At 64.6% G+C, this 23,775-nt stretch carries 21 protein-coding genes; 8 read left to right on the forward strand and 13 right to left on the reverse strand.

The annotated features are described in order from the left end of the window. Window positions 1–27: 27 nt before the first annotated feature. Both V6767_RS09035 and pdxY read left to right on the forward strand, forming a co-directional pair. Window positions 28–708: an MOSC domain-containing protein gene (locus V6767_RS09035; RefSeq protein ID WP_448473166.1), complete on the forward strand. Its 681-nt coding sequence runs from the start codon at window positions 28–30 to the stop codon at window positions 706–708. Then, window positions 705–1,553 carry a pyridoxal kinase gene (gene pdxY / locus V6767_RS09040; RefSeq protein WP_448473167.1) on the forward strand — a complete coding sequence of 283 codons (849 nt, stop codon included), beginning with the start codon at window positions 705–707 and terminating at the stop codon, window positions 1,551–1,553. Before V6767_RS09035 ends, pdxY begins: the two co-directional genes overlap by 4 nt. 76 nt (window positions 1,554–1,629) lie before the next feature. Here the strand turns inward: pdxY and V6767_RS09045 are convergent, their stop codons facing one another. Then, the gene (locus tag V6767_RS09045; RefSeq protein ID WP_448473168.1) at window positions 1,630–2,262 is read right to left on the reverse strand and encodes a TetR/AcrR family transcriptional regulator; all 633 of its coding nucleotides are present in this window, start codon (window positions 2,260–2,262) and stop codon (window positions 1,630–1,632) included. A 114-nt stretch (window positions 2,263–2,376) separates the two neighbouring features. Here V6767_RS09045 and V6767_RS09050 point away from each other — a divergent pair, with 114 nt between their 5' ends. Beyond that, the gene (locus tag V6767_RS09050) at window positions 2,377–4,413 is read left to right on the forward strand and encodes an oxidoreductase (RefSeq protein WP_448473169.1); all 2,037 of its coding nucleotides are present in this window, start codon (window positions 2,377–2,379) and stop codon (window positions 4,411–4,413) included. Between the two features lie 24 nt (window positions 4,414–4,437). Here the strand turns inward: V6767_RS09050 and V6767_RS09055 are convergent, their stop codons facing one another. The 6 genes from V6767_RS09055 to V6767_RS09080 form a co-directional block, all read right to left on the reverse strand. Then, a complete protein-coding gene (locus V6767_RS09055) occupies window positions 4,438–5,373 on the reverse strand; it encodes a dimethyl sulfoxide reductase anchor subunit family protein (RefSeq protein ID WP_448473170.1) in 936 nt (311 codons plus the stop codon). Between the two features lie 6 nt (window positions 5,374–5,379). After that, a complete protein-coding gene (locus V6767_RS09060) occupies window positions 5,380–6,114 on the reverse strand; it encodes a 4Fe-4S dicluster domain-containing protein (RefSeq protein ID WP_448473171.1) in 735 nt (244 codons plus the stop codon). Further along, window positions 6,111–9,050, reverse strand: coding sequence for a molybdopterin oxidoreductase family protein (locus V6767_RS09065; RefSeq protein WP_448473172.1), 2,940 nt, complete (start codon window positions 9,048–9,050; stop codon window positions 6,111–6,113). Before V6767_RS09065 ends, V6767_RS09060 begins: the two co-directional genes overlap by 4 nt. A 54-nt stretch (window positions 9,051–9,104) precedes the next feature. After that, window positions 9,105–9,431 (reverse strand): DUF202 domain-containing protein, encoded by a 327-nt coding sequence (locus tag V6767_RS09070; protein ID WP_448473173.1) that lies wholly within the window; start codon window positions 9,429–9,431, stop codon window positions 9,105–9,107. An 18-nt stretch (window positions 9,432–9,449) separates the two neighbouring features. Then, window positions 9,450–9,914: a YidH family protein gene (locus tag V6767_RS09075; protein ID WP_448473174.1), complete on the reverse strand. Its 465-nt coding sequence runs from the start codon at window positions 9,912–9,914 to the stop codon at window positions 9,450–9,452. Window positions 9,915–10,075: 161 nt separating this feature from the next. Next, window positions 10,076–10,993 (reverse strand): LysR family transcriptional regulator, encoded by a 918-nt coding sequence (locus tag V6767_RS09080; RefSeq protein WP_448473175.1) that lies wholly within the window; start codon window positions 10,991–10,993, stop codon window positions 10,076–10,078. Window positions 10,994–11,210: 217 nt separating this feature from the next. Between V6767_RS09080 and V6767_RS09085 the strand changes: the two genes are divergently transcribed. Continuing rightward, window positions 11,211–11,645: an RbsD/FucU family protein gene (locus tag V6767_RS09085; RefSeq protein ID WP_448473176.1), complete on the forward strand. Its 435-nt coding sequence runs from the start codon at window positions 11,211–11,213 to the stop codon at window positions 11,643–11,645. 146 nt (window positions 11,646–11,791) lie between these two features. Here V6767_RS09085 and V6767_RS09090 read toward each other — a convergent pair whose 3' ends face one another. Next, window positions 11,792–12,751, reverse strand: coding sequence for a LysR family transcriptional regulator (locus V6767_RS09090; protein WP_448473177.1), 960 nt, complete (start codon window positions 12,749–12,751; stop codon window positions 11,792–11,794). Between the two features lie 118 nt (window positions 12,752–12,869). On the opposite strand from V6767_RS09090, the gene V6767_RS09095 reads away from it, so the two are divergent. The 4 genes from V6767_RS09095 to V6767_RS09110 are packed head-to-tail and all read left to right on the forward strand — an operon-like array spanning window position 12,870 to window position 17,136. Beyond that, a complete protein-coding gene (locus tag V6767_RS09095; RefSeq protein WP_448473178.1) occupies window positions 12,870–13,319 on the forward strand; it encodes a tripartite tricarboxylate transporter TctB family protein in 450 nt (149 codons plus the stop codon). Continuing rightward, window positions 13,316–14,881, forward strand: a complete 1,566-nt coding sequence (locus V6767_RS09100; RefSeq protein WP_448473179.1) for a tripartite tricarboxylate transporter permease — start codon at window positions 13,316–13,318, stop codon at window positions 14,879–14,881. Before V6767_RS09095 ends, V6767_RS09100 begins: the two co-directional genes overlap by 4 nt. Then, complete coding sequence (locus tag V6767_RS09105; RefSeq protein WP_448473180.1) at window positions 14,878–15,828, forward strand: tripartite tricarboxylate transporter substrate binding protein; 951 nt, start codon at window positions 14,878–14,880, stop codon at window positions 15,826–15,828. The genes V6767_RS09100 and V6767_RS09105 overlap by 4 nt, the downstream gene beginning before the upstream one ends. Before the next feature lie 54 nt (window positions 15,829–15,882). Beyond that, entirely contained in the window at window positions 15,883–17,136 is a 1,254-nt protein-coding gene (locus tag V6767_RS09110; RefSeq protein WP_448473181.1) for a CaiB/BaiF CoA transferase family protein, read from the forward strand. A gap of 250 nt (window positions 17,137–17,386) precedes the next feature. On the opposite strand, the gene V6767_RS09115 is transcribed toward V6767_RS09110, so the two are convergent. The 5 genes from V6767_RS09115 to V6767_RS09135 form a co-directional block, all read right to left on the reverse strand. Continuing rightward, window positions 17,387–18,589: an acyl-CoA dehydrogenase gene (locus V6767_RS09115; protein ID WP_448473182.1), complete on the reverse strand. Its 1,203-nt coding sequence runs from the start codon at window positions 18,587–18,589 to the stop codon at window positions 17,387–17,389. Between the two features lies 1 nt (window position 18,590). Continuing rightward, window positions 18,591–20,558 carry a 3-hydroxyacyl-CoA dehydrogenase NAD-binding domain-containing protein gene (locus V6767_RS09120; RefSeq protein WP_448473183.1) on the reverse strand — a complete coding sequence of 656 codons (1,968 nt, stop codon included), beginning with the start codon at window positions 20,556–20,558 and terminating at the stop codon, window positions 18,591–18,593. 45 nt (window positions 20,559–20,603) lie between these two features. Continuing rightward, window positions 20,604–21,665, reverse strand: a complete 1,062-nt coding sequence (locus tag V6767_RS09125) for an acyl-CoA dehydrogenase family protein (protein WP_448473184.1) — start codon at window positions 21,663–21,665, stop codon at window positions 20,604–20,606. Between the two features lie 7 nt (window positions 21,666–21,672). Further along, window positions 21,673–22,869, reverse strand: coding sequence for an acyl-CoA dehydrogenase family protein (locus V6767_RS09130; protein WP_448473185.1), 1,197 nt, complete (start codon window positions 22,867–22,869; stop codon window positions 21,673–21,675). A 99-nt stretch (window positions 22,870–22,968) separates the two neighbouring features. Continuing rightward, complete coding sequence (locus V6767_RS09135; protein WP_448473186.1) at window positions 22,969–23,589, reverse strand: TetR/AcrR family transcriptional regulator; 621 nt, start codon at window positions 23,587–23,589, stop codon at window positions 22,969–22,971. Window positions 23,590–23,775: the final 186 nt, after the last annotated feature.

A 23,775-nucleotide genomic window follows, 5' to 3' on the forward strand; every position in this document is an offset into this window, starting at 1 on the left:
CCTGATCGCGCGCCCAACGGCTTTCGCATGACGACGATTACCCTTTTGACCGGCCGCGCCCGAGCGCTGCCGGGAAGCGACGCGCTGAGCGGCATCATGAAGACGCCGGCGGAAAGGCCGCTTTGCCTCGGCCCCGAAGGCTTCGAGGGCGACGAACAGGCGGACCGGCGCGTCCATGGCGGCGTCGAAAAGGCGGTGCATCACTATCCGCTCGATCATTACACGCTCTGGCGCGATGAGCTCGGCGATCGGCCGGCGCTTGGCGCTGCCGGCGGCTTCGGCGAGAACATCTCGGCATCCGGCCTGACCGAAGCCACGGTCGCTGTCGGAGATATCTTCCGGCTGGGCACGGCACTGGTGCAGGTCTCCCAGGGACGCCAGCCCTGCTGGAAGCTCAACCATCGCTTTTGCGTGCCCGACATGGCCCGCCGCGTGCAACAGACCGGGCGCACCGGGTGGTATTACCGCGTGCTTGAGCAGGGTGTAGTGGCGACGGGCGACCGGCTCACGCTCGTCGACCGCATTGCGCCGGACTGGACCTTGCGCCGGCTGTGGCGCGCGCTCTATGTTGACCGGCTCAACCTCGACGAGCTCGAGGCCATGGCAGCGCTCGACGTTCTGGCCGAGGGCTGGCGGAAATACGCGGTCCGGCGGCTTGCAAGCGGCCGGGTCGAAGATTGGCGCAACAGACTGGACGGCACTTCATGACCCCTCCCCCCTTCGTGATCTCGATCCAGAGCCAGGTCGTTTTCGGCCATGTCGGCAATTCCGCGGCGCTGTTTCCGATGCAGGCGGCCGGGCTGGAAGTGGCGGCGATCCCGACTGTGATCTTTTCCAACACGCCCGATTATCCGACGCTGCGCGGCCGGGCGCTGCCGCCGGAATTCTTCTCCGACCTCTTGCAGGGCGCGCGCGAACGCGGTCTGCCCGAGCGGGCGGATTTCATCCTGACGGGCTATATCGGCTCGCTCGACGTGGCGCTGATGGTGGCGGATTTCGTGGCCGAGGCCAAGACCGTCAACCCGCGCCTCACTTACGTCTGCGACCCGGTAATGGGCGACGCCGGCCCCGGCCTCTATGTGCCGGAGGCGATCGCCGACGTGATGCGCGACCGCCTGCTGCCGATGGCCGATATCGCAACGCCGAACCCGTTCGAGCTGAGCTGGCTGACCGGGCAGGCGATCACGACCTTGAAAGACCTGGAAGCCGCGCGAGCCTTTCTCCGCATCGCGCCCGGCGCCCATCTGATCGCGACCGGCTGCGCGCTGGAGGACAGTCCCGCCGGCCACATCGAAAGCGTCATTCTCCGGGCTGACGGAGTGAGCCGTCATCCGGTGGAGCACCTGCCGGCCGCGCTGCCGGGAACGGGCGACCTGTTCGCCGGGCTGATCGTCGCGGGGCTCGCAAAGGGATTGCCCCTGACGCAAGCCGTGGAGGCAGCACAGCGCCTTACATCCCGCGCGCTGAGCCACGCCCGAACGCTCGGCGCCGGCGAGGTGGTGCTCAGCGAACCGGAATTCCGCCGCGCCCTTCTCACGCTTGCACCTGAATAAGGTTGCTGTGGTTCGATTGAAGTGAAGCAGGCGCCGCGCAAGCGGCCAACGCTGGCCGCCAAGCTATTTATCGCCCTTAGAGGACCTGGGCCTCATGCCGGGCGCGGAAGCGGGCGAGTTCGCGTTCGGTTGGCGTTTCGCCGGCATAAATCCTGACATATTCCGCGGCGCGGCTGACGCGCGTGGCGGTATCCTCCGCGACCTGCAACGAGATATAGCCGATCTGCACCAGATAAACCGCATGCGCTCGCACATCCGCCTCCTCCGGCGCAAAGCCGAAGCGGACGAACAGCGCCTTGATGGCTGCGATCCGTCTCTCGTCCGCACTGGCGACGCGGGCCATGACATCGGCGGATTGCGCCGCCCAGCCGCGGACGGAAAAATCGAGACGCGGATCGAATTCCGTTTCCGCGATGAACACGCTGATCAGGTTGAGGATGGCCTCGGTCAGGGTTTCGGCATAGGCGTCGCAGGCATCGATCAGCGCGCCGCTATTGGTCTCTTCCCAATGCGCGAGAAGCGCGTCCAGCAGCGCTGAACGGTCCTTGAAGAACCAGTAGAAACTGGTGCGCGACAGCGCGAGACGTTCGGCCAGCGCCTGGATTTTGACCGCATCGACCCCTGTTTCAACAAAGACCTGCCGGGCCGCATCGAGCCACAATTCGCGCGAACCGCGCCAGCCGGCAGTGTTTTCCGTTTCAGTATCCATGCGCCATAGACTAGCCGTAAGACGCGATCGGAACAAGAAAATAGACGTATATGTCGATTAACTTGACAGTCATGTACATTTATGGCGAACTTCTTCCAACGAGAGGAGTCCGGCATGAACAATGATCCGCTGTTGCAGCCCTACCAGCTCAAGCACCTCACCCTGAAAAACCGCATCATGATCTCCTCGCACGAACCGGCCTATCCGGAAGACGGAATGCCGAAGGGGCGCTATCGCGCCTATCACGTCGAGCGTGCGCGCGCCGGCGTGGCGCTAACGATGACCGCCGGTTCGGCATCGGTGGCGCGCGACAGTCCACCCGTGTTCAACAATATCCTCGCCTGGAAGGACGAGGTGGTCGGCTGGATGCGGCAGCTTGCCGACGAGTGTCACGACCATGGCGCGGCCGTGATGATCCAGCTCACCCATCTCGGCCGCCGCACCCGCTGGGACAAAGCCGACTGGCTGCCGGTCGTCTCCGCCGGTCACGAACGCGAGGCCGCCCACCGCGCCTTTCCCAAGAAGGCCGAGGACTGGGATATCGCTCGCCTGATCACCGATTATGCCGATGCCGCCGAACGCATGCAGGCGGCCGGTCTCGACGGTATCGAAATCCAAGCCTATGGCCATCTCATGGACCAGTTCTGGTCACCGCTCACCAATGATCTGGATGCCCCCTATGGCGGCTCGCTCGACAACCGGCTGCGGTTCACCTTCGAGGTGCTGAACGAAATCCGCAGGCGCGTCGGCCCGGATTTCATCGTTGGCGTGCGCTATACCGGCGATGAACGGCTGGAGGGCGGCTTCGACCGCCAGGAAGGCCTCGAAATTTCGCGTCGGCTGAAGGACAGCGGGCTGGTCGATTTCCTGAATGTCGTGCGCGGTCATATCGACACCGATGCCGGGCTGACCGACGTTATCCCCGTGCAGGGCATGGCGAGCGCCCCGCATCTCGATTTCGCCGGCGAAATCCGCGCGGCGACGGATTTTCCGACATTCCACGCCGCCAAGATCCAGGATGTCGCGACCGCCCGCCACGCCATTGCCAGCGGCAAGCTCGACATGGTCGGCATGACTCGCGCCCATATGACCGACCCTCACATCGTCGCCAAAATCATCGCCGGTGAAGAAGAACGCATCCGCCCCTGCGTCGGCGCGAACTACTGTCTCGACAGGATCTATCAGGGTGGGCTCGCCTTCTGCGTTCATAACGCGGCGACGGGACGCGAGGAAACCATGCCGCACGCCATTCCGCCGGCTGAGAGGAAACGCCGCGTCGTGATTGTCGGCGCGGGCCCGGCGGGCATGGAGGCCGCGCGCGTTGCCGCGGAACGCGGGCACGACGTGATCGTGCACGAGGCGGCGAACGACCCCGGCGGTCAGGTTCGCCTCGCCGCCCAGAGCGAGCGCCGCCGCGAGATGATCTCGATCATCGACTGGCGGTTTGCCGAATGTCGGCGGCTCGGCGTCACCTTTCATTTCAACAGTTTCGTCGATGGCGAAGCGGTGCTTGCGGAAAAGCCCGATATCGTCATCATCGCCACCGGCGGCCTGCCGCATACCGATGTGACCGGCGCGGGCGACGATCTCGTGGTTTCCGCCTGGGATATCCTGACCGGCGACGTAAAGCCGGGCCAGAACGTGCTGATCTATGATGACGCCGGCGACTATCCGGCCCTTCAGGCGGCCGAGAAGATCGCCGAGACCGGCGCGAAAGTGGAGATCATGACGCGCGACCGGTCCTTCGCGCCGGAGGTGATGGCGATGTCGCTCACGCCCTTCATGCGCACCCTGCAAAAGCGCGACGTGACCTTCACCGTGACCTGGAAACTGCAGCGCGTGGAACGCGACGGCAACCGGCTTCTGGCCACCATCGACAGCGATTACGGCGGCGTGACCCGCACCCGCTCGGTCGATCAGATCATCGTCAACCACGGCACCCGCCCGCTCGATGATATCTATTTCGAACTCAAGCCCGGATCGTCCAATCTCGGCGCGGTCGATTACGAGGCGCTGGTGGCGGGCAACCCGCAAGCGGTGCGCAGCAATCCCGAAGGGAACTATCAACTGTTCCGAATCGGCGACGCAGTTTCAGCCCGCAACATCCATGCCGCGATCTACGACGCCCTGCGGCTGGTGAAGGATCTCTGAGGTGCCCCGCCGCTCCGCCGGCGCTCAATAGCCGTAGTAAAGCGTCACCGTGTGCCGCGCTTCGGCGAAGAACAGCCAGCGTTCGACCAGCATGCCGGCAAGTTGCAGCAGGACGGCGGCAAGCGCGAGCACCAGCGCCAGCGGTCCGGGAAGCAGCAGCGACAGCAACAGGCAGACCGCCGGCAGGGCGAAGGCAAGGCATTGCGCGATCAGGCGCAGTCTTGCGGCATGCTTGCGCGCGACGCGATAGCCCATTTCCTTCAGCAGATAATTCTGCTCGCTGTGCGGGGATTGCACCTGGCGGATGTCACCCTCGCCGAGGCCGAGCGCCTGATTGGCGGTGGGTTGGGCTTTGCCGCTGTCGCGATAGGCCCAGTAGCCGCGCTTGACCGCCCACCCGGCGAGCGCAAGGACAGCCGCCAGCACGGCAACGAACCGGCTTGCCGGGCCGAAGATGGCGAGCAGCGCGTTGAGCAGCGTCAAGCCAGTCATCGCGGCGAAGACGAGGTAGCAGGGCAGCGTCCAGGGGCCGTGCCATTCCGCGATCGGTTTGAGCGAGGCATAAATCATCGCCGTCATGATGACGGTCGCGACCGCGCCAATGGCGGCGAGCACGCCGGCAAGCGCCATCCAGCCGCCGCTGGCCTGCAGGATCACCCAGCCGAAGGCGAGCGCGACGGCGGGAACATAGGTCGCCACGGAGGAAACGCCCTCGCGCGAAAGCCATGACGACCGCCACTGGCTGAAGGCGCGCCAGGCGCGTTCCGGGCGGCCGAGATGGGCGGTGGACGACAACAGGCCGGCCGAGATCAGGCCGAGCGACAGGCCGAAGCCGACGAGACCAAGCCACGGGTCCGGCGGCAGCAGGCCGAAGGCGGCGGCGAGCCCCAGCAGGAACAGCAGGCCATAGCCCGCGCCGGAAGCGGTGGTGAAGAAGATGACGGAAAAGGCGGGATGCATCGGCGTCTACCTCGAAAGCATGCGATCGACCCAGCCGAGAAAGCCGCCCTCGGGCGAAGCATCCTCAAGCGGCAGGGCGCCGGTCGCGGAGGCGGCATCGCGCCTGGGGCGCGGCGGCAAATAGCGGTTTGTCGGGTTGTAGCCGAGCTCCGGCATCAGCGCGACGCCGCCGCGTTCCTCCGAAAGCTTAGAGATCGCCGAGTCCGGATCGCCGAAATCGCCGAAATGGCGCGCTCCGGTGGGACAGGCGGCGACGCAGGCGGGCACGCGATCCTCCTCCGCAAGGTTCTCGTTGTAGATCCGGTCGACGCAGAGCGTGCATTTCTTCATCACGCCGACATCGACATCGAATTCGCGCGCGCCATAGGGACAGGCCCAGGAGCACAGCTTGCAGCCGATGCACTTGTCCTCGTCCACCAGCACGATCCCGTCTGCGGCGCGCTTGTAGGACGCGCCGGTGGGACAGACCGTGACGCAGGCCGGCGTCTCGCAATGCAGGCACGAGCGGGGGAAATGGATGGTGGAACCGCCCTTCGGCGTATCCTGCTCATAGGTGTGGACCCGGTTGAAGAACACCCCATCCACCTTGTCGGCATAGGGGTTGAGATCGGTCAGCGGCGCCATGTGCCCGCCCGCATTCCACTCCTTGCACGAGGTAACGCAGGCATTGCAGCCGACACAGGTATCGAGGTCGATGGCAAGGCCAAGCTTGCGGTCGGTCTTTGCGGGAAGACAGGTCATTTCGCGCGCTCCCTGGGTTTGTGGGTTGGCTTGAACTCCGCGCCGTAGGTCAGCTTGTCGGGGCCATCGGAAAGGCCGGGCGGCAGTTCCGCCGACGGCTCGAGCGGGGCGGTGCTCCCCGCCTCTTCGGGCGTGCATTTGATAAGCCGGATGCGCAGGTCGAACCACGCCGCCTGCCCCGTCACCGGGTCGGAGTTGGAGAGCCGGCGCCCCCTGGCATCAGGCGGCAGCAGCTCGCTGATGGCATGGTTGAGCAGGAAGCCGCGATTGGCCTCGCCGGCATTCTCGTGCAGCCCCCAGGTTCGCCGCCGCTTGCCGATGGCGTTCCAGGTCCAGACCGTCCGCGGGTTCACGCCCTCCACCAGAGAAATCTGACCGCGCACCCGCCCGTGCGGGCTTTCGATCCAGACCCAGTCGTCATCGACGAGATTCAGGCTTGCGGCCAGATCGCGATGCACGAATAGCTTGTTCTGGTTCATCACCTGCCGGAGCCAGGCATTCTGCGAACCCCAGGAATGGTACATGAACATCGGCCGCTGCGTCAGCGCGTGGATCGGGTAGTCATCCGCCGAAACCAGCGACTGTTCGAGCGGCTCGGACCAGAACGGCAGCGGATCGAAATGGGTGGCGACCCGTTCGCGCTCCTCCTCGGGCGGCTGGATCGGGCCGTGGCCCTTCGCGGCAAGGCGGAAGCGCTGCAGCGGTTCGGAATAGATCTGAAAGATGATCGGTTCGGGTTTCGACAGAAAACCGAACTGCACCGCCGTCTCCAGATAGGCCCTGTTGGCCATCTTGTAGAAGCGCTCCTCGGGCTTGAACTCATGGTGCCAGAAGCCGCCATGCTCGATATAGCGCTTGAGCTGGTCCTTGTTCGGCGCGCCACGACCTTGCTGGTCGCCGTTCTCGCCGCGCCAGCCGGCAAGCGGGCCGATGCCGGGGCTGCGTTCATGGTTGACGATGTAATCGGCATAATCGCGGTATGTCGCGCTGCCGTCATCGTTGACGAAGCCCGGCAGGCCGAGCCTTGCGCCGATATCGATCAGCACGGACTGGAAGCCGCGCACATCGCGGTCGGGTTCAAGCACCGGATGACGGATCGCGTCACCCGGCCCGTCGGCATGGCTGATCGGCCGGTCGAGCAGGCTGATGCAGTCGTGGCGTTCGAGATAGGTGGTGTCCGGCAGCACCAGATCGGCGTAGGACACCGTCTCGGAATGATAGGCGTCGGAATAGATGATGAACGGGATCTTGTAGTCGCCGTTCTCGTCCGTGGCCGTCAGCATCCGCATCGTCTCGGATGTGTTCATCGACGAGTTCCACGCCATGTTCGCCATGTAGAGAAACAGCGTGTCGATCGGATAGGGATCGCCTTCATAGGCGTTGCGGATCACCATATGCATCAGCCCGTGGGCCGAAAACGGCGCCTGCCAGGAATAGGCCTTGTCGATGCGCACCGGACCGCCGTTTTCGTCCACCAGCAGATCGGCGGGGTCGGTGACGAAGCCGAGCGGCGCGCCGCCAAGCGGTGTGTTCGGCTTCCCGCCATCCTTGCCCGCGGGCTTCAGCGGCGGCGGCACCGGCTTCGGATAGGGCGGCTTGTAGCGGAAGCCGCCGGGTACATCGACGGTTCCGAGCAGAACCTGCAGCAGGTGGATGGCGCGACAGGTGTGAAAACCGTTGGAATGGGCCGAGATGCCGCGCATGGCGTGCATCGAGACCGGGCGGCCCTTCATGGTCTTGTGTTCGCGGCCCGCCCAGTCGGTCCAGGCGACGGGAATCTCGATCTCCTCCTCGAAGGCAACCTTCGCCAGTTCGGCGGCGATGCGGCGGATGGTGGCCGCCGGCACGCCGCACTTGTCGGCAACCGCATCCGGCGCGTAGTCCTTTGACAGATAGCGTTCCGCGAGAAGCTGGAAGGCCGGGCTGACGGTGCGGCCGAGGGCCTGAAATGTGCCGGTCAGCGCCGGGGCAATTGTCGGATCGCTGGAGATCGCCGTCGTCCCCTTCTCCCGCTCCCAGCTCAGGATATTGCCGTCGCCATCGCGCAGGAACAAGCCGTCATCGGCGGCCCCCTCGTCGCGAATGACCAACTGGTGCAGATTGGTGTAGCGGATCAGGTAGTCGAGATCGACCTTGCCCGCGCGCAAAAGCTCATGCACCAGCGCCAGCACGAACAGACCGTCCGTGCCCGGGCGGATGCCGATCCACTCGTCGGCGATCGCGTTATAGCCGGTGCGACAGGGGTTGACGCCGACCACCTTGGCACCATTGGCCTTGAGCTTTCCGAGGCCGATCTTGATAGGGTTGGAATCGTGATCCTCGGCCACGCCGAACAGCATGAAGTATTTCGAGCGCTCCCAGTCGGGCTCGCCGAATTCCCAGAAGGCGCCGCCGATGGAATAAAGCCCGGCGGCGGCCATGTTGACCGAACAGAAACCGCCATGGGCGGCGAAGTTGGGCGTGCCGAACTGCGTCGCCCACCAGCCGGTGAGCGATTGCGACTGGTCGCGGCCGGTGAAGAAGGCGAGTTTCTTCGGGTCGCTCGCGCGGATGCGGGCGAGACGCTCGGTGACGATGCCGAGCGCTTCCTCCCACTCGATCTCGCGATACTCGCCCTTGCCGCGCGGCCCGGTGCGCAACAACGGTTTCTTGAGCCGCGCCGGGCTGTAATGTTGCATGATGCCGGCACTGCCCTTGCCGCAGAGCACGCCGCGATTGACCGGGTGATCCTTGTTGCCGTTGATATAGCGCACCTTGCCGTCGCGGATATGGACATCAATGCCGCAGCGACAGGCGCACATGTAGCAGGTGGTTTTCGCAACCCGGTCGCCGACCTTGGGAGAGGTGACGACGCCATCGCCCTCAGCCGGGGCGGCACTGTTACGCAGGGCTTGCTGCGAGGGGGCGGCGTTCGCGCCGCGGTCATTGCGCGCCATCTGAGGCTCCTTCAGGCGTGAGGTCGGTCGGAAACGACGGGCGCGTCGCCGCGATCAGCGCACAGCGATCATCAGGAGCGTGATCGCCCCCAGCAAGGCGACAGAGATGCCGGTGATCAGCACTTCCTGTTGCGGCGCGAGGTGAAGCGGCAGTGGACGCAGGCGCAGCAGACGCGTGCGCCGGAAGCCCGTCAGCATCATCATGATCGAGAGCGCCAGAGCGAAACTGCCAGCGAGAATTGACAGAAGGTCCGGCGGCGCGCCTTCGCGCAGAAGCAACAACCCGCCATTGATGGCCACAACCAACGCGGTGCGCACCCAGGACAAATCCGTCCGCTCGGGCTGTAAACCGGGACGGCCCGGAATGAGGCGTTCGGTCATGAGCCTGTCCTTTCCGCATTACACGAGACCTCCGGTGACAAGCGCCGTGATCCCGGCGAGGCTGCCGGTCAGGATGATGAGCCCGGACAGGAACCAGATGGCCGTACCGCCGGGCAACGGCGCGTCCTGCGACATGGCCCGCTGGACGCTGTGCCAGCGCCAGGTCGCATAGATGATCGCCACGAGGCCGGCTGAAGCCAGCGCGATGCTGAAGATCTTGTCGGGGTCGATGCCGGTCAGCGGTTTGGCGAAATGCATCAGCCCCACCGCGCCGGCCAGAAGCGCCAGCGCCGTGCGCACCCAGGCAAGGAAGGTCCGTTCATTGGCAAGCGTGAAGCGATAGTCGGGCTCATGGCCATCCGCGGCCTGTTGCGGCGGTTGCGGCCCGGTTAAGGCGCTGCCCGCATCCGCGCTTTCGACCCTATGATCGACCTGCGGTTTGATACCTTCGTGACTGGCGTTGCGCATTGTCGGCTTCCTCATCCGGAATTCCGGTTAGCGCAAAGGTAGAGAAGCCGGTCAAGGCGGTCAAATACTGTGATCGGATGCAATCAATCTGGTTTCAAGATGGATTACGGACACGAAATCCGGTCGACCGATCATTTGTGGAAGGCAGCGCCCAAATATCGCGCCAAGCCCAAGCCTCAACCCTGCCGTTCGGCCTCCGCGCCATTGACCGCCTCGACAATGCCAAGCTGGCTCAGGAACGCCGTCACCGCCCGGGTCGGTCGGCGGGCGGCGAGGCGCAGGGCGATGAACTGGCGCTCCGGCAATTCGATCGGAACGTGGTGCAGCAGGCCCGCCTCCAGGCTGGGTGCTGCGACCGAGGCCGACATCGCCGCCGCCCCAAGCCCGGCTTCGGCGGCCGCGCGCACCGCCTCGTTGGACGGCAGTTCCATCGCGATGCGGAAACCCACCACATCCGCGCCCATGGCGCTGGCGGCATGTTCGAAGGCCGAGCGCGTGCCCGACCCGGTCTCGCGCCGCACCCAGTCGCTTTCCGACATTTTCGCGGGATCGAGCCGCTTCAGCCCCGCCCAGGGATGATCGGGCGCGACCACGACAATCAGCCGGTCGGCGGCGACGGGGTGACAGACAAGCTGCGGATGCGCGACCTCGTCTTCGACGAAGCCGAGCTCCGCCGCCCCTGCCAATACCGCGTCGGCGACCTGCTGGGTGTTCTCGATCTTCATGCGCAGGTTGATGCCGGGATGGGCGCGGCGAAAGGCGGCAAGCCGCGCCGGCAGCCAGTAACTCGCGATCGTCTGGCTCGCCTCCACCTGCAGCGTCCCGCGCAAAAGCGTGCTGAACTCGCTCAGCGCCAGCTCGGCGCGCTCCACCTGGCCCAGGATCGCGCTCGCCTCGGCAAGCAGGGCGCGGCCGGCCTCGGAGAGCTCGATCCGCCGCCCGACGCGGTAGAAAAGCTGCACGTCGTAGCGCGCCTCGAGCTGGGCGATCGCGTGGCTGGCGGCCGACTGGGCGATATTGAGCGCCTGCGCTGCCTGCGTGACATGCTGCCGCTCGGCCACTTCGACAAAGATGCGCAATTGCTCGAAGGTCATCGCGGCTCCCCGCCTGAGCAGAAAGCCGTTTTCTTTCCGCAATTTGGCTTTTGTTTTTGGAGACTATAGCTTTCCCGCACCTGATAGGCAAACGGATGAGAACGCCCTGCAATCGCGCGGATTCGCGCATATTGCTTTCGAACCGGGCAAGCCATATGACGGATATCATCCACAACGACCGTGGGCCCTGCAACCCGTCCCCTTGAAAGGAAAACTCATGCTGAAAGGGATTGACCCGCTCCTCGGACCCGACCTGCTGCACGTGCTCGCCATGATGGGTCATGGCGACGAGATCGTGATCGTGGACGCCAATTTCCCCGCAGCCTCGGTTGGCGAGCAGACTGTCTACGGCTCTGCGCTTACGATCGGCTGTGATGCGCTCAAGGCGCTGTCGGCGATCGTTTCCGTGCTGCCGCTCGATGAGTTCGAGCCCGACCCGGTTCTCACCATGCAGGTCGTGGGCGAACCCGAAACCGTGCCGCCGGTGATCGCTGAGGCCATGCCGACGCTCGAGGCCCTCGGCCACAAGCCGGTCGGGCTGGAACGGTTCGCCTTCTACGAGCGCGCCAAGGAGGCGTTCGCCGTGGTCCAGTCCAGCGAAATGCGCCCCTACGGCAATTTCATCCTGCGCAAGGGCGTGATTTTCGCCTAACCGCTGGGGCGGCTTGACCACCGCCCCCTCGCCCGCCAGCGCATCCGACAACCCCCGTGACGGGTTGCAGATGTCGCATTGCCGAGCCTACAGAACGCTTCAGCCTTAAAGGTCTTGCCGAAACCTCGCCTGGCGTCCGCCCTCGTTTACTCCGGAATCGGATAGTCATCCGGCATTTGCTCCCGCGGCATCAAGGCGGGAATGAACCCCTCAGCGTTCAGTCTCGCCAGTTGCTGCCACAGCAGCGTGCGCACGGCGCGGACCGCGGCGGAGTTGGGGCGGTCGGTGCTGGTGATGACGAACATCTGCCGGGTGAGCGGCAGGTCGGGGATCTGCCGTATGAACAGCTTGCCCTCGCGCACGCCCTCCAGCATGCCGGCACGCGGCATGATCGTGTAGGCATAACCGCAGGCGAGCAGCTTGCGCAGCAGCGAGGAACTGTCCTGCCGGGTGCGCAGGTTCAGGTGCAGGCCGCGATCGAAGGCGACCTGATCGATGGTCCTGTGGGTAAGATGCCCCTGGGAGGGCAGCACCAGAGGCGCGCGGCAGGCCTCCGCGAACGCGATCGGCCCCGGCTGGTCGAGCGGCGTGCCGATGCCGCCGGCAAATATCATCTCGTCAATATAGGCGAGTTCCGCCTTGACGTTGGGCATGGATTTCGCCCCCGGCACGATGCCGACATCGACCTGCCCTTCCCGGATCAGTTGGGCGGCCGGATAGCTCATCGCGCGGCGCACCGTGATCTTCACATCGGGAAACAGCGCTTCGGCGCGCATCATCAGCTCCGGCGCCAGGAGGTTGGCGATGGCAGCCGCGATTACCACCGAGACCTCGCCCGCCGGCACCTGGCTGGCATGCTTGACGTCAAGCCTGGCCTGCTCGAAATCGGCGGAAATCTTCTTGGCGTATTTCAGGAACATCTCGCCCGCCGGCGTGAGCTCCATTCCGGTTGTGCGGCGGTGAAAAAGCGTTGCCCCCATTGCATGTTCGAGATTGGCGACAAGCTGGCTCAGCGCCGGCTGCGCAACCCCGAGACTGCCTGCCGCCTTCGACAGCGACCCGGCCTGGGCGATCTCGATAAAGGTGTTCAGATTTCTGAGCTTCATGCGCCGGTATAATAAAAACCTTATACCCGGTGGTCAATCTTTGAGTTACTCAAGCCTTCAAAACTCCCGTACAGGTAGCGGCAAAAGAACGCCGGAATAACTGGTTGGGAGGGAAAACATGAAAAAAGCAGAGCTGGTTTCCGGCTTCGTGCTGATGGCATTCGGTATTTTGTTATGGCTTGTGCTGATCCCCTGGCAGATCGCCGAGGCGCCGACGGCGATCATATCACCGCGCATGATGCCGCGCCTGTGTGCGGCCATTCTGGTGGTGCTGAGCCTGGTGCTGATCGTCCAGTCGCTTCTGTCGCTGCGGCTGGAACTCGCTGACAGCGGACCGGTCTTCAGCCGCGGCGAAATCATCGCCACGCTCGGCGTCGTCGCTCTCTTCTCCGTCGCCACGCTGCTCTTCGTCTACACCGGACCGCTGCTGCCCGGACTGATGATCATCATCCTGCCGATGCTGGCATTGGGCGAGCGGCGGATCGCCATGCTCACCCTGCTGCCGGCCGGTCTCATGGGCGGCGCGTGGCTGCTGTTCTACGTCGTACTGGGGACGAGCTTCCAATGATCAATGCATTCTTCACTCCGCTCGCGGCCGGCTTCGCGTCGATCGCCAATTTCTGGACGCTGTTCTACGTCTTCATCGGCGTGGCCGTGGGATATGCCGTCGGCGCAATCCCGGGCCTTGGCAAGGGCACCGCCACTGCGGTGCTGATCCCGGTGACCTTCTATCTGGATCCCGTGTCCGCCATCGGCCTCCTGATCGGCATTGCCAAGGGCTCGACCGCCGGCAGCGCAATCTCCGCCATTCTCATGAATACCCCCGGCGAGCCGTCCTCGGCGGCCACCGCCTTCGACGGCTATCCGCTGGCGCAGCAGGGCAAGGCCGGCAAGGCGCTGAAGATGGGGCTTTACGCCTCGGTGATCGGCGACCTGATCTCGACCCTCTGCCTGATCGCGCTGGCCGCGCCGCTGGCCCAGTTCGCGCTGGAGATCGGACCGGTCGAACAATTTGCAATCCTGCTGTTCTCGCTGACCTTCATCGGCGCGCTGGCGGGCAATTCGCTGGTCAAGGGGCTGATCTCTGGCACGCTCGGTCTGCTGGTCGCGACGGTGGGGATGGAGATCGAAACCGCCGTGCCCCGTTTCACCTTCGGCCGGCTGGAACTGTTCGACGGCCTGTCGCTTATCCCCGTCGCGATCGGCATGATGGCGGTGTCAGAGATGGTCCTGCAAATGGCAAACCACCGGGAGCTCGATCGCCAGGTGGCCGAAATCCGCGTCTCGAGCGATCCTGACGACAGCCGGGTGACCGGTCGGGAATGGCGGCGCTGCCTGCCCGTGATCCTGCGCGGCACCGGGATCGGCGTGTTCGTCGGCATCCTGCCGGGCCTTGGCGCAAGCGTTGCCTCGTTCATGTCCTACGGCGCCACCGCGCGCATGTCGAAGACGCCTGAACGCTTCGGCAAGGGCGCGATTGAAGGCGTCGCCGCTTCCGAAAGCGCGGACAATGCGGTGGTGCCTTCCAGCTTCGTGCCGCTGTTCGCGCTCGGCATCCCCGGCTCGGTGATCGCTGCGATCCTGATATCCGCCTTCGTCATTCACGGCATCACGCCCGGTCCGCTGATGTTCGTCGAGGACGCGGAGATCGTCCAGAGCCTTTACGCGGCGATGATCGTGGCAAGCTTCGCCCTTCTGGCGATCGGCCTGATCGGTCAGACGTTTTTCGCCTGGGTGATCCGCTCGCCGATGCGGGTGATTGCGCCCGCCGTTCTGTTCTTCTGCATGATCGGCTCGTTCATGCAGGGCGGCGGCCTCTTTGGCATCGGGGTGATGGTGATCTTCGCGGTGTTCGGCGTGCTGGCGAAGAAACTTGACTTTTCCTTCGTCACCTTCCTGATCGGCTTCGTCATCGGGCCGTCGCTGGAACTGACTTTGCGCCAGACGATCCCGCTGCTCGACCGGGACGTCACCAACCTTGCGCAGCATCCGATTGCGGCCGTGTTCATCGGCCTGACCATCGCGCTTATCGCGATCCTGGCGCTGGCCGAAATCCGGCGCCGCACCCGCGCGGTTCTCGCCCTATCGGAAGGGTCCGTCGCATTCAATGAAACTGGGAGGAACTCATGACCATACTGAAGAAACTCGCCGCCGCCGCGGCCTTCGCCACGGCGAGCCTCGCCGCAGGGGCAGCGCTTGCGGCAGACTATCCGACCAAAGCGATCACCGCGCTGATCGGCTACGGAGCCGGCGGCGGCACCGATACGATCGGACGGGTCCTGTTCGAGGAGATGAAGGAGACCCTCGGCCAGCAGATCATCGTGGTGAACCTGCCCGGCGCCGCCAGCAGCGTTGCCGCGCTCAAGCTGAAGATGGCGAAGCCGGACGGCTACACGCTGATGCTGGCGCCGTCTTCCGCAGTCGCCACCAACCAGATCTGGAACCCCGCCGCCGATTACGAAATCGACGACTTCACCATGATCGGCTCGATCGCCGCCTATCAGCCGGCCTTCGCCGCGCCCATGGATCGCCCTTACGACACGTTCGACGAATTCGTCGCCTACGCGAAGGAAAATCCCGGCGCCAAGGTGGCGACGATCACGCCGGCCTCGAAGGTACAAATGGAACTGGTCGCCAGACAGGAAGGGCTGGATCTGAACTTCGTGCCGATCAAGGGCGGCGCCGGCATGATCAGCGGCCTGCTCGGCGGCGATTTCGACATCGCCTATAGCGGCGGCGCGCACCAGAAATATCCCGAAAAGATCAAGACGATCGCTTCGACCGGTGAAGACCGTCTGGTGGCCAGCCCCGACATCAAGACGATGAATGAATATGGCTACATGTCGAGCTACGGCTCGAAACTGGTTCTCGTCGGCCCCGCTGGCATGCCGGAAGACGTGGTCGCCACGCTTGAAAAAGCCCTGCTGGAGGCCGGGCGCACCGAAAGCGTGCGACAGGTCATGGCCAATCTCGACTTCCCGCCCGTCGAAAAGGGCGCGGCCGAGCTGACGGAGGAGGTCAAGGCGGCCCATACGTCCGAGCTCAAGCTCAAGGAAGCCGTTTCGGCGCCCAACTGACCATCATAGCCGGGGCGCGATGGTCGCGTCCCGGAACTTTCAGGAGTACTACCCGTGTTCGAGCCCCTCAAAGGCCTCCGCGTCATCGACACCAGCCATGTTCTTGCCGGCCCCTATGCCGGCTATCAACTGGCCCTGCTGGGGGCCGACGTCATCAAGATCGAAGTCCCGGGCGTCGGCGACTGGACCCGCAAGGGCGGCCAGTTGCCGGAACTCAACGAAGCCGGCATGGGCCTGTCCTACATGTCCCAGAACGCCTCCAAACGTTCGCTGGCGCTCGATATCAAGACGCCGGAGGGGCGCGACATTCTCAAGCGCCTGACGGCAAACGCCGATGTGTTCATCGAGAACATGCGGCCCGGCACGATGACCCGCAACGGGCTCGGCTATGAGGATATGAAGACGGTGAAGCCCGATCTGATCTACTGCTCGATCTCGGCTTTTGGCCAGGACGGCCCCTATAGCCGGCGCGGGGCCTATGACCATGTCATCCAGGGTATGTGCGGCATTATGGGCACGACGGGAACACGGGAAAGCGGCCCAACAAAGGTCGGCGCGCCCTATGTCGATTTCGCCACCGGGCTCAACGCGGCCTATGCCATCTCGGCGGCGCTGCATCAAAGGCGGGCGACCGGCGAAGGCGTGCATCTCGACGTCGCCATGCTCGACACCTCGATGATGCTGATGGCCTCGCTGCTCACCAGCCATCTCAGCTCCGGCTGGAAGCCCGAGCCCTCGGGCAACGAGGCCTGGAGCCGAAGCCCGACATCGGGTTGCTTCCAGACCTCCGACGGTCTTTTGATGGTGGCGGCGAACAATCTCCGTCAGATCGTGCCGCTGCTTGAAACGCTCGGCCTGACCGAGCTTGCCGAAAAGACGAAGCGCGACCCGGCGGCAACGAAGGACGAGTTGAACGGGCTGCGCTCCGCCCTTGAAGCCGCCCTCAAGACCCGGTCGGCCAGCGAATGGGAGGAAGACCTCAACGCCGTCGGCGTTCCCGCAGGAAGGGTGCGCAATCTCTCCGAAATGCTGGCCGAGGAACACGCCGCCGCCCGCCAGCTCACGACCCCGATAGAGGCAATATCCGGCACCACCGTTCACGTCCCGACGGCGGGCTTCAAGGCCAACGGCGCCGCGATCGCCCCGACCACGCCGGCCCCGCGCCTCGGCGAGCACTCGCGCGAAGTGCTGGGCGAGCTTGGTTTGTCGGATGAGGATATCGACGCCCTTGTCTCCGGCAATATCGTGGGGACGGCAGATGAGGCTGGCGGACGGACAGCGGCCGGCGCCGCCTTTGCCAGGTTATGAGGGCGGCGCTTTCAGCTTGTTGGCAAACCTCGTGTGCCATGACGAGGCTGTCTGGTTCTCTGCCGTCATCCCGGCCTTGAGCCGGGATCCAGAAAGGACCAAATCCCTGCACGAAAAGACAGTTTTCTGAAATTCAGCGCAAGCGGCCCTGGATGCCGGCTCAAGGCCGGCATGACGGAGGGGCGGAAAAGGAGACTTCATCGGCAGCCTGGAAGAGCTGCGCTCAGCAACTGTTGCCGCGGTCCTTCCCCTAGAAAAACGCCTGCAGGCCTGTCTGGGCGCGGCCCAGGATCAGGGCATGGACATCATGCGTGCCTTCATAGGTGTTGACGGTTTCGAGGTTGGCCATGTGGCGGAAGACCTGAAATTCCTCGGAGATGCCGTTACCGCCATGCATGTCGCGGGCATTGCGGGCAATCTCCAGCGCCTTGCCGCAATTGTTGCGCTTGATCAGCGAGATCATCTCCGGCGCGGCATCGCCTTCCTCCAGCAGCCGACCGACCCTGAGTGCCGCCTGCAGGCCGAGCGCGATCTCGGTCTGCATGTCCGCCAGCTTCTTCTGGAAGAGCTGGGTCTGGGCGAGCGGCCGGCCGAACTGCTTGCGCTCAAGGCCATATCGCCGCGCGGCATGCCAGCAGAACTCGGCCGCCCCCATCGCGCCCCACGCAATACCATAGCGGGCGCGATTGAGGCAGCCAAAGGGACCCTTGAGCCCCTCGACATTGGGCAGCAGCGCATCCTCGCCGACCTCGACGCCGTCCATCACGATTTCGCCGGTGACGGAAGCGCGCAGGCTGAGCTTGCCGCCGATCTTGGGCGCGCTGAGACCCTTCATGCCCTTTTCCAGCACGAAGCCGCGGATCTTGCCGCCATGGGCCTCCGACTTTGCCCAGACGACGAAGACATCGGCGATCGGCGCGTTGGAGATCCACATCTTCGCGCCGTTCAGCACATAGCCGCCGTCCGTCTTGCGCGCCGTGGTCTTCATGCCGCCGGGATCGGACCCGGCATCGGGCTCTGTCAGCCCGAAACAGCCGATCCATTCGCCGGAGGCAAGTTTGGGCAGATATCTGTTGCGCTGCTCCTCCGAGCCGTAGGCACAGATCGGATACATGACCAGCGAGGATTGCACGCTCATCATCGAGCGATAGCCGGAATCGACCCGCTCGATCTCGCGGGCGATCAGGCCATAGGCCACGTAACCCGCACCCGCGCCGCCATATTGCTCCGGCAGCGTCACGCCGAGCAGGCCCATTTCGCCCATTTCGGTGAAAATCGACGGGTCGACCGTCTCATTCGCGTAAGCCGAGATCACCCGGCTCTGGAGCCTGTCCTGGGCGAAGGCATTGGCCCCGTCGCGCAGCATGCGCTCCTCATCGCTCAACTGGTTTTCCAGCAGAAACGGATCGTCCCAGACAAATCGGCCGAGTTCCGGCCCGTGCGCATCACCCATGTTACACCTTCTTCTTTTCCTGCGCTTTCCCGCGCACATGATCGTCCCAGTACATCGGCCCGCCGAGGTCGCGGGGGAAACCGTAGCCGTGCGTCCACACGACATCGATATCGGAACTGCGCGCCGCAATGCCCTCATCGAGGATGCGTCGCCCCTCCGCGATCATCGGACCATGCGTACGGTCGATGATCTCAGCATCGGTAACCGCCCGCCGCGCTATGCCGATCTTTTCCGCGATTTCGGCGATAATGGCCTCCACCTCCGGATCGGGCTGCGGCTTGCGGCTGTCGTCGTATAGATACCAGCCCTTGCCGGTCTTCTGGCCAAAACGGCCAAGCTCACACAGCCGGTCGGGCAGCGCGTCGATCCTGCCCAGCGCCTTGCGGTTTCGCCAGCCGATATCGAGCCCGGCGAGATCCTGCATCTGGCAAGGCCCCATCGGCCAGCCGAAGGCCCGGAAGGCGGCGTCGATCTGTCCGGGCGTCGCGCCCTCCAGCAACAGTTGCGATAGCTCCGCGTTGCGGGCCTGCAGCATTCGGTTGCCGACAAAGCCGTGGCAGACGCCGACCACCACCGGCTGTTTGCCGAGCCGCCTGGCAACCTTGAGCGCCGTCGCCACCACCTCGGGCGATGACTCGTCGCCGCGCACGATCTCCAGCAACGTCATCACATTGGCCGGCGAGAAGAAATGCAGACCGAGCACATCGGTGGGCCGCGTGGTCGCGCGCGCGATTGCGTTCACATCCAGATAGGATGTGTTGGTGGCAAGGATCGCGCCCTGCCGTGCCACCGCATCAAGCTCGGCGAAAATGGTCTTCTTGACCGCCATATCCTCGAACGCCGCCTCGATGATCAGGTCGGCGGACGACAGATCGGCGATCGCGATTGTGCCCGCAATCCGCGCCTTGCGCCTGCCGGCCTCCTCCGCGCTCAGCGACCCGCGCTTGACCGAGCGATCATAGGTGTCCGCGATACGCTCCATACCGCGCGCGAGCGCCGCTTCGTCGGTTTCGCGGACGATCACGTCGAAGCCGCCATTGGCGAATGCCATGGCGATCCCGCTGCCCATCGTGCCCGCGCCGATCACCGCCACGGTCTGCACCGCGCGGGGCTGGGCTTCGGCGACATCGCCCGAGGGTCTGGCCGCCGTCCGCTCGGCGAAGAACAGGTGGCGTAGCGCGCCGAACCGAGCGCTTTGGGTCGCGGTCTCGAACAGGCGCCGTTCCTCCGCCATCGCATCCTCGAAGGACAGCGTCAGCGCGTTGCGCACCGACTGTGCCGTAAGTTCGGGCGCGGACGAACGCGCCTTCTTGCAGAGTTTTTGCGTCAAACTGTCCAAAGCCGCCGGATCGCAAGCCGGCATCGCTGCGTGGCGGCGGCTTACAGGCGGCGGGATATTGTCGGCGTCAAGCCTGTCGGACAGGAACCGGATCGCATTCGCGGTCAGGTCGTTGTCGAAGACCGCGTCTACGAGGCCGATGGCCTGCGCCGCTTCCGCACCCATCATCTCGCCGCTGCCCGCCAGTTTCAGCGTCGCCTCCGCGCCGATCAGATAGGTCGTGCGCACTGTGCCGCCCGCTCCCGGCAACAGGCCGAGTTTCACCTCCGGTAGGCCGAGCCGCGCACCGCGGTCTGCGATGCGGAAGGTGCAGCCGAGCGCCAGTTCCAGCCCGCCGCCAAGCGCCGTGCCGCGAAGCGCGGCAACGCTCGGCTTGCCCAGCGATTCGAGCCTGTCGATGACTTCGCGCAGCGTCGGCGGGCGGACCTCGCCGAGTTCCTCGATATCCGCCCCGGCAACGAATGTGCGACCGGCGCAGGCCAGCACCACGCCCTTGACCGCGTCATCGCCCGCCGCCTCGTCCAGCCGCGCGTCTATCAGCTTGCGCAGCGCCTGCGACAGCGCGTTGACCGGCGGGCGGTCAATGGTGATGACCGCGATCCTGCCGAATTTTTCGATATCCACCTTCATCTCGCGCAGCCTCCCCTGCAAGTTCAGTCGTGTCCAGTGATGCCGTCAGGCCAGGGCGATGGCGCGATCGCTTGCAAGCAGCCGCTTCATGCAGCTTCGGCTGTCGCCGGCGCTGATCCGCAGGGCGGTCAGCCGACTGAAGAGGCGGCCGGTCAGGCTCTCCTCGGTCATGCCGATGCCGCCATGAAGCTGGATGGCGCTCTCGCCGATGAGCTTTGCCGCGCCGTTCATCTTCAGCTTGACGGCATCCAGCGCCGCTGACCGCTCGTCGGCAGATGCGCCAAACATCCGACCGCCAAAATCAAGCATGGCGCGCGCGGTCTCCAGCTCGACATACATGTCGACCGCAGCGTGTTGCAGCGCCTGAAAGCCCGAGAGTGGCTGGCCGAACTGACGTCGGTCGCGCAGATAATCCACCGTCAGCTCAAGCAGCTTTTCCATGCCGCCCAGCATTTCGGCAGAGGTGATCAACTGGCCGAGCGCTTCCGCCTCGGCGATAAGCCGCGCGGCCTCGTCGCCGTCGGCCATCAGTGCCGTTTCCGCCACGGCCACGCCGTCGAGTAAAAGATCGGCATCGGCCGCCGGCCCGGCCGGCATATAAGGCGTTCTGGACGCGGGCGTGGCCTGAAGATCGAGCAGGAACAGCGCCGTGTGGCCCTCAAGCATGGCGCTCACGATCACGATATCGGCGACCGATCCCGCCGGCATGACCATCTTGGCGCCGCCAAGGACGAAGCCGTCAGCCGCGCGCCGGGCGACAACGGGCTCCAGGTCATGGAGCGCCATCGTGGCGATGCGCGCGCCGCTCACGATCTCGCCGAGCAGGGCCGAGACCGGCGGACGGTCCGCCCATTGGGCAAGCAGAGGCATGGCAAGGGCTTCCGACGCCAAGAACGGCGTGGCGAGACCCGCCTGTCCGAAGGCGCGGGCAAATACCATCAAAGCCTGCGGACCGAGCTCCGCCCCGCCGGCGCTTTCCGGCAGGGTGAGGCCGAGCATGCCGAGTTCGGCCAGTTGCGGCCACAGTTCCGCCGGATCGGCGATTTCCGAGAGGATGCCGGCGACGCTGTCCCACAGCATCCGTTCTTCGTCGGTCAAAGCTTCCATGTGCGCCTCACAAATTCAGAATTGTCTTGGCGATGATGTTCTTCTGAATCTCGTTCGATCCGCCATAGATCGAAACCTTCCGGAAATTCAGATAATTGTTGAGCGCGGCTGCGGCCGCCAGTTGTTCTTCCGCCGCAAGATACGGATCGGCAACATCGCCCGGCGCGCGCAGCGCCGACACGCCCTCGAGTTCCATCAGCAGTTCCGAGGCGCGTTGCTGAAGCTGTGAACCGCGCAGCTTGAGGATGGATGATGCCGGGTCCGGCCGACCCTGGCTCTCTCCGGCGCGCGCCAAGATCTGCATCTGGGCGACTTCCAGCGCCTTCAGTTCGATTTCCAGCTTGATCACCTCCGAGCGAAACAGCGGGTCGTCCCAGACGCCGTTGTCTTTAGCCCTGCGGCGGATGCGCGCCACGCGCTCTTTCGAGAGGCCGATCCGGGCGATGCCCGAGCGTTCATTGGCCAGCAGGAACTTGGCATAGTCCCAGCCGCGGTTTTCCTCGCCGACCAGATTTTCGGCCGGCACCCGCGCATCGGTGAAGAACACCTCGTTGACCTCGTGCCGGCCGTCCATGGTGATGATCGGACGCATTTCGACGCCGGGCGTATCGAGATCGATGAGCAGGAAGGAAATTCCCTTCTGCTTCTTCGCCTCGAAATCCGTCCTGACAAGGCAGAAAATCCAGTTGGCGTACTGGCCGTAGCTCGTCCATGTCTTCTGGCCGTTGACAATATAATCGTCGCCGTCGCGCACCGCCCTTGTCGACAGCGAAGCGAGGTCGGAACCGGCATTGGGCTCCGAAAAACCCTGGCACCACCAGTCATCGAGATTGGCGGCCCGCGGCAGGAATTTCTCCTTCTGCGCCTGATTGCCGAAAGCGGCGATCACCGGCCCGACCATGAAACAGTTGAACTGCAAGGGCAGCGGCACGGCGTTGAACTGCAACTCCTCAATGAACAGATAACGCTGGATCGGCGTCCAGTCCCTGCCGCCCCATTCCAGCGGCCAGTTCGGCACCGCCAGGCCGTGGGCATTCAGGATGCGCTGGGAGGTGACGAAATCCTGCTTGGCCAGCGGCTGGCCCGCGCTGACCTTGGCGCGAATGTCCGCGGGAATTTTTTCCTGAAAGAAATCCCGCATTTCCTCGCGAAACTGCTGATCTTGCTTCGAAAGATAACCGCCCGTGGGCCCGGTCTCTGCCATGTCGCGCCAATCCTCCAAAAGCCACGCCGTATTTAACTACCGTCCGGCCGGTAATAAAATATGCCGTGGGAGATGTCAATCCGTCCGGATGCGGGGACGCTATCGGGGCAGAGCGCCGGCCAGCAATATTTGGGCGTAGGATTCGGCGATTTCAGCGGCGGTGAGCCGCCCGTCGGGACGATACCATCTGGCCATCCAGTTCAGCATGCCGAGCACGCCTCTGGCGAAGGTGGGGACATCGGAAACCGTGATCGCGCCCGCGCCGACGCCGGCCTCCACAACGCCCTCCAGAAGCTGGACATAGGCCTTGCGCATGGCGCGCTCGTCCGGAGTGAGGCTCGCCCGCTCGCCGCCGCCGCCGCGACCGAAGAAACTTGCCCGATACCGTTCGCCATGCTCGGAAAAGTACCGCGCATGGGCGGTCATGAAGGCGGTCAGCTTGTCGGGGTAGCTGTCGTGAGCGGCGATGGCGGCGACCGCGCCCGCTTGCAGATCGCGCAGCGTGTCCAGCACGATCGCCTCGAAAAGCGCCTGCTTGGTCGGGAAATAGTGGTAGAGGCCAGCCTTGGTGACGCCCACCGCGCTCGCGACATCCTGCAGCGACGTGTTGTCGAAGCCCTTTTCGGCAAACAGCGCCGCCGCAGCGTCGCAAATCACGCGATAGGGGTCTTCCATGCTGGACGGGCGGCCCGGCCCGGACCTTGGCTTTTTGTTCTTCATGCCCAACGGTAGCTATTCCGGCAATCGCGCACAAGCTCGCCCTTCACCCTCCCGCGCATTTTCAGGGCTTTGCCGGTCGCGCGAAAATGCTCGTCTGCCCTGCGCTCGCCACGGCGCAACAGCGTGTTTCAACGCCGCCTCATCTCGGCCTTTGTTCACTGCTACCTGGACGCGAAAGAGATGCGC

Source organism: Martelella sp. FLE1502 (assembly GCF_053484255.1).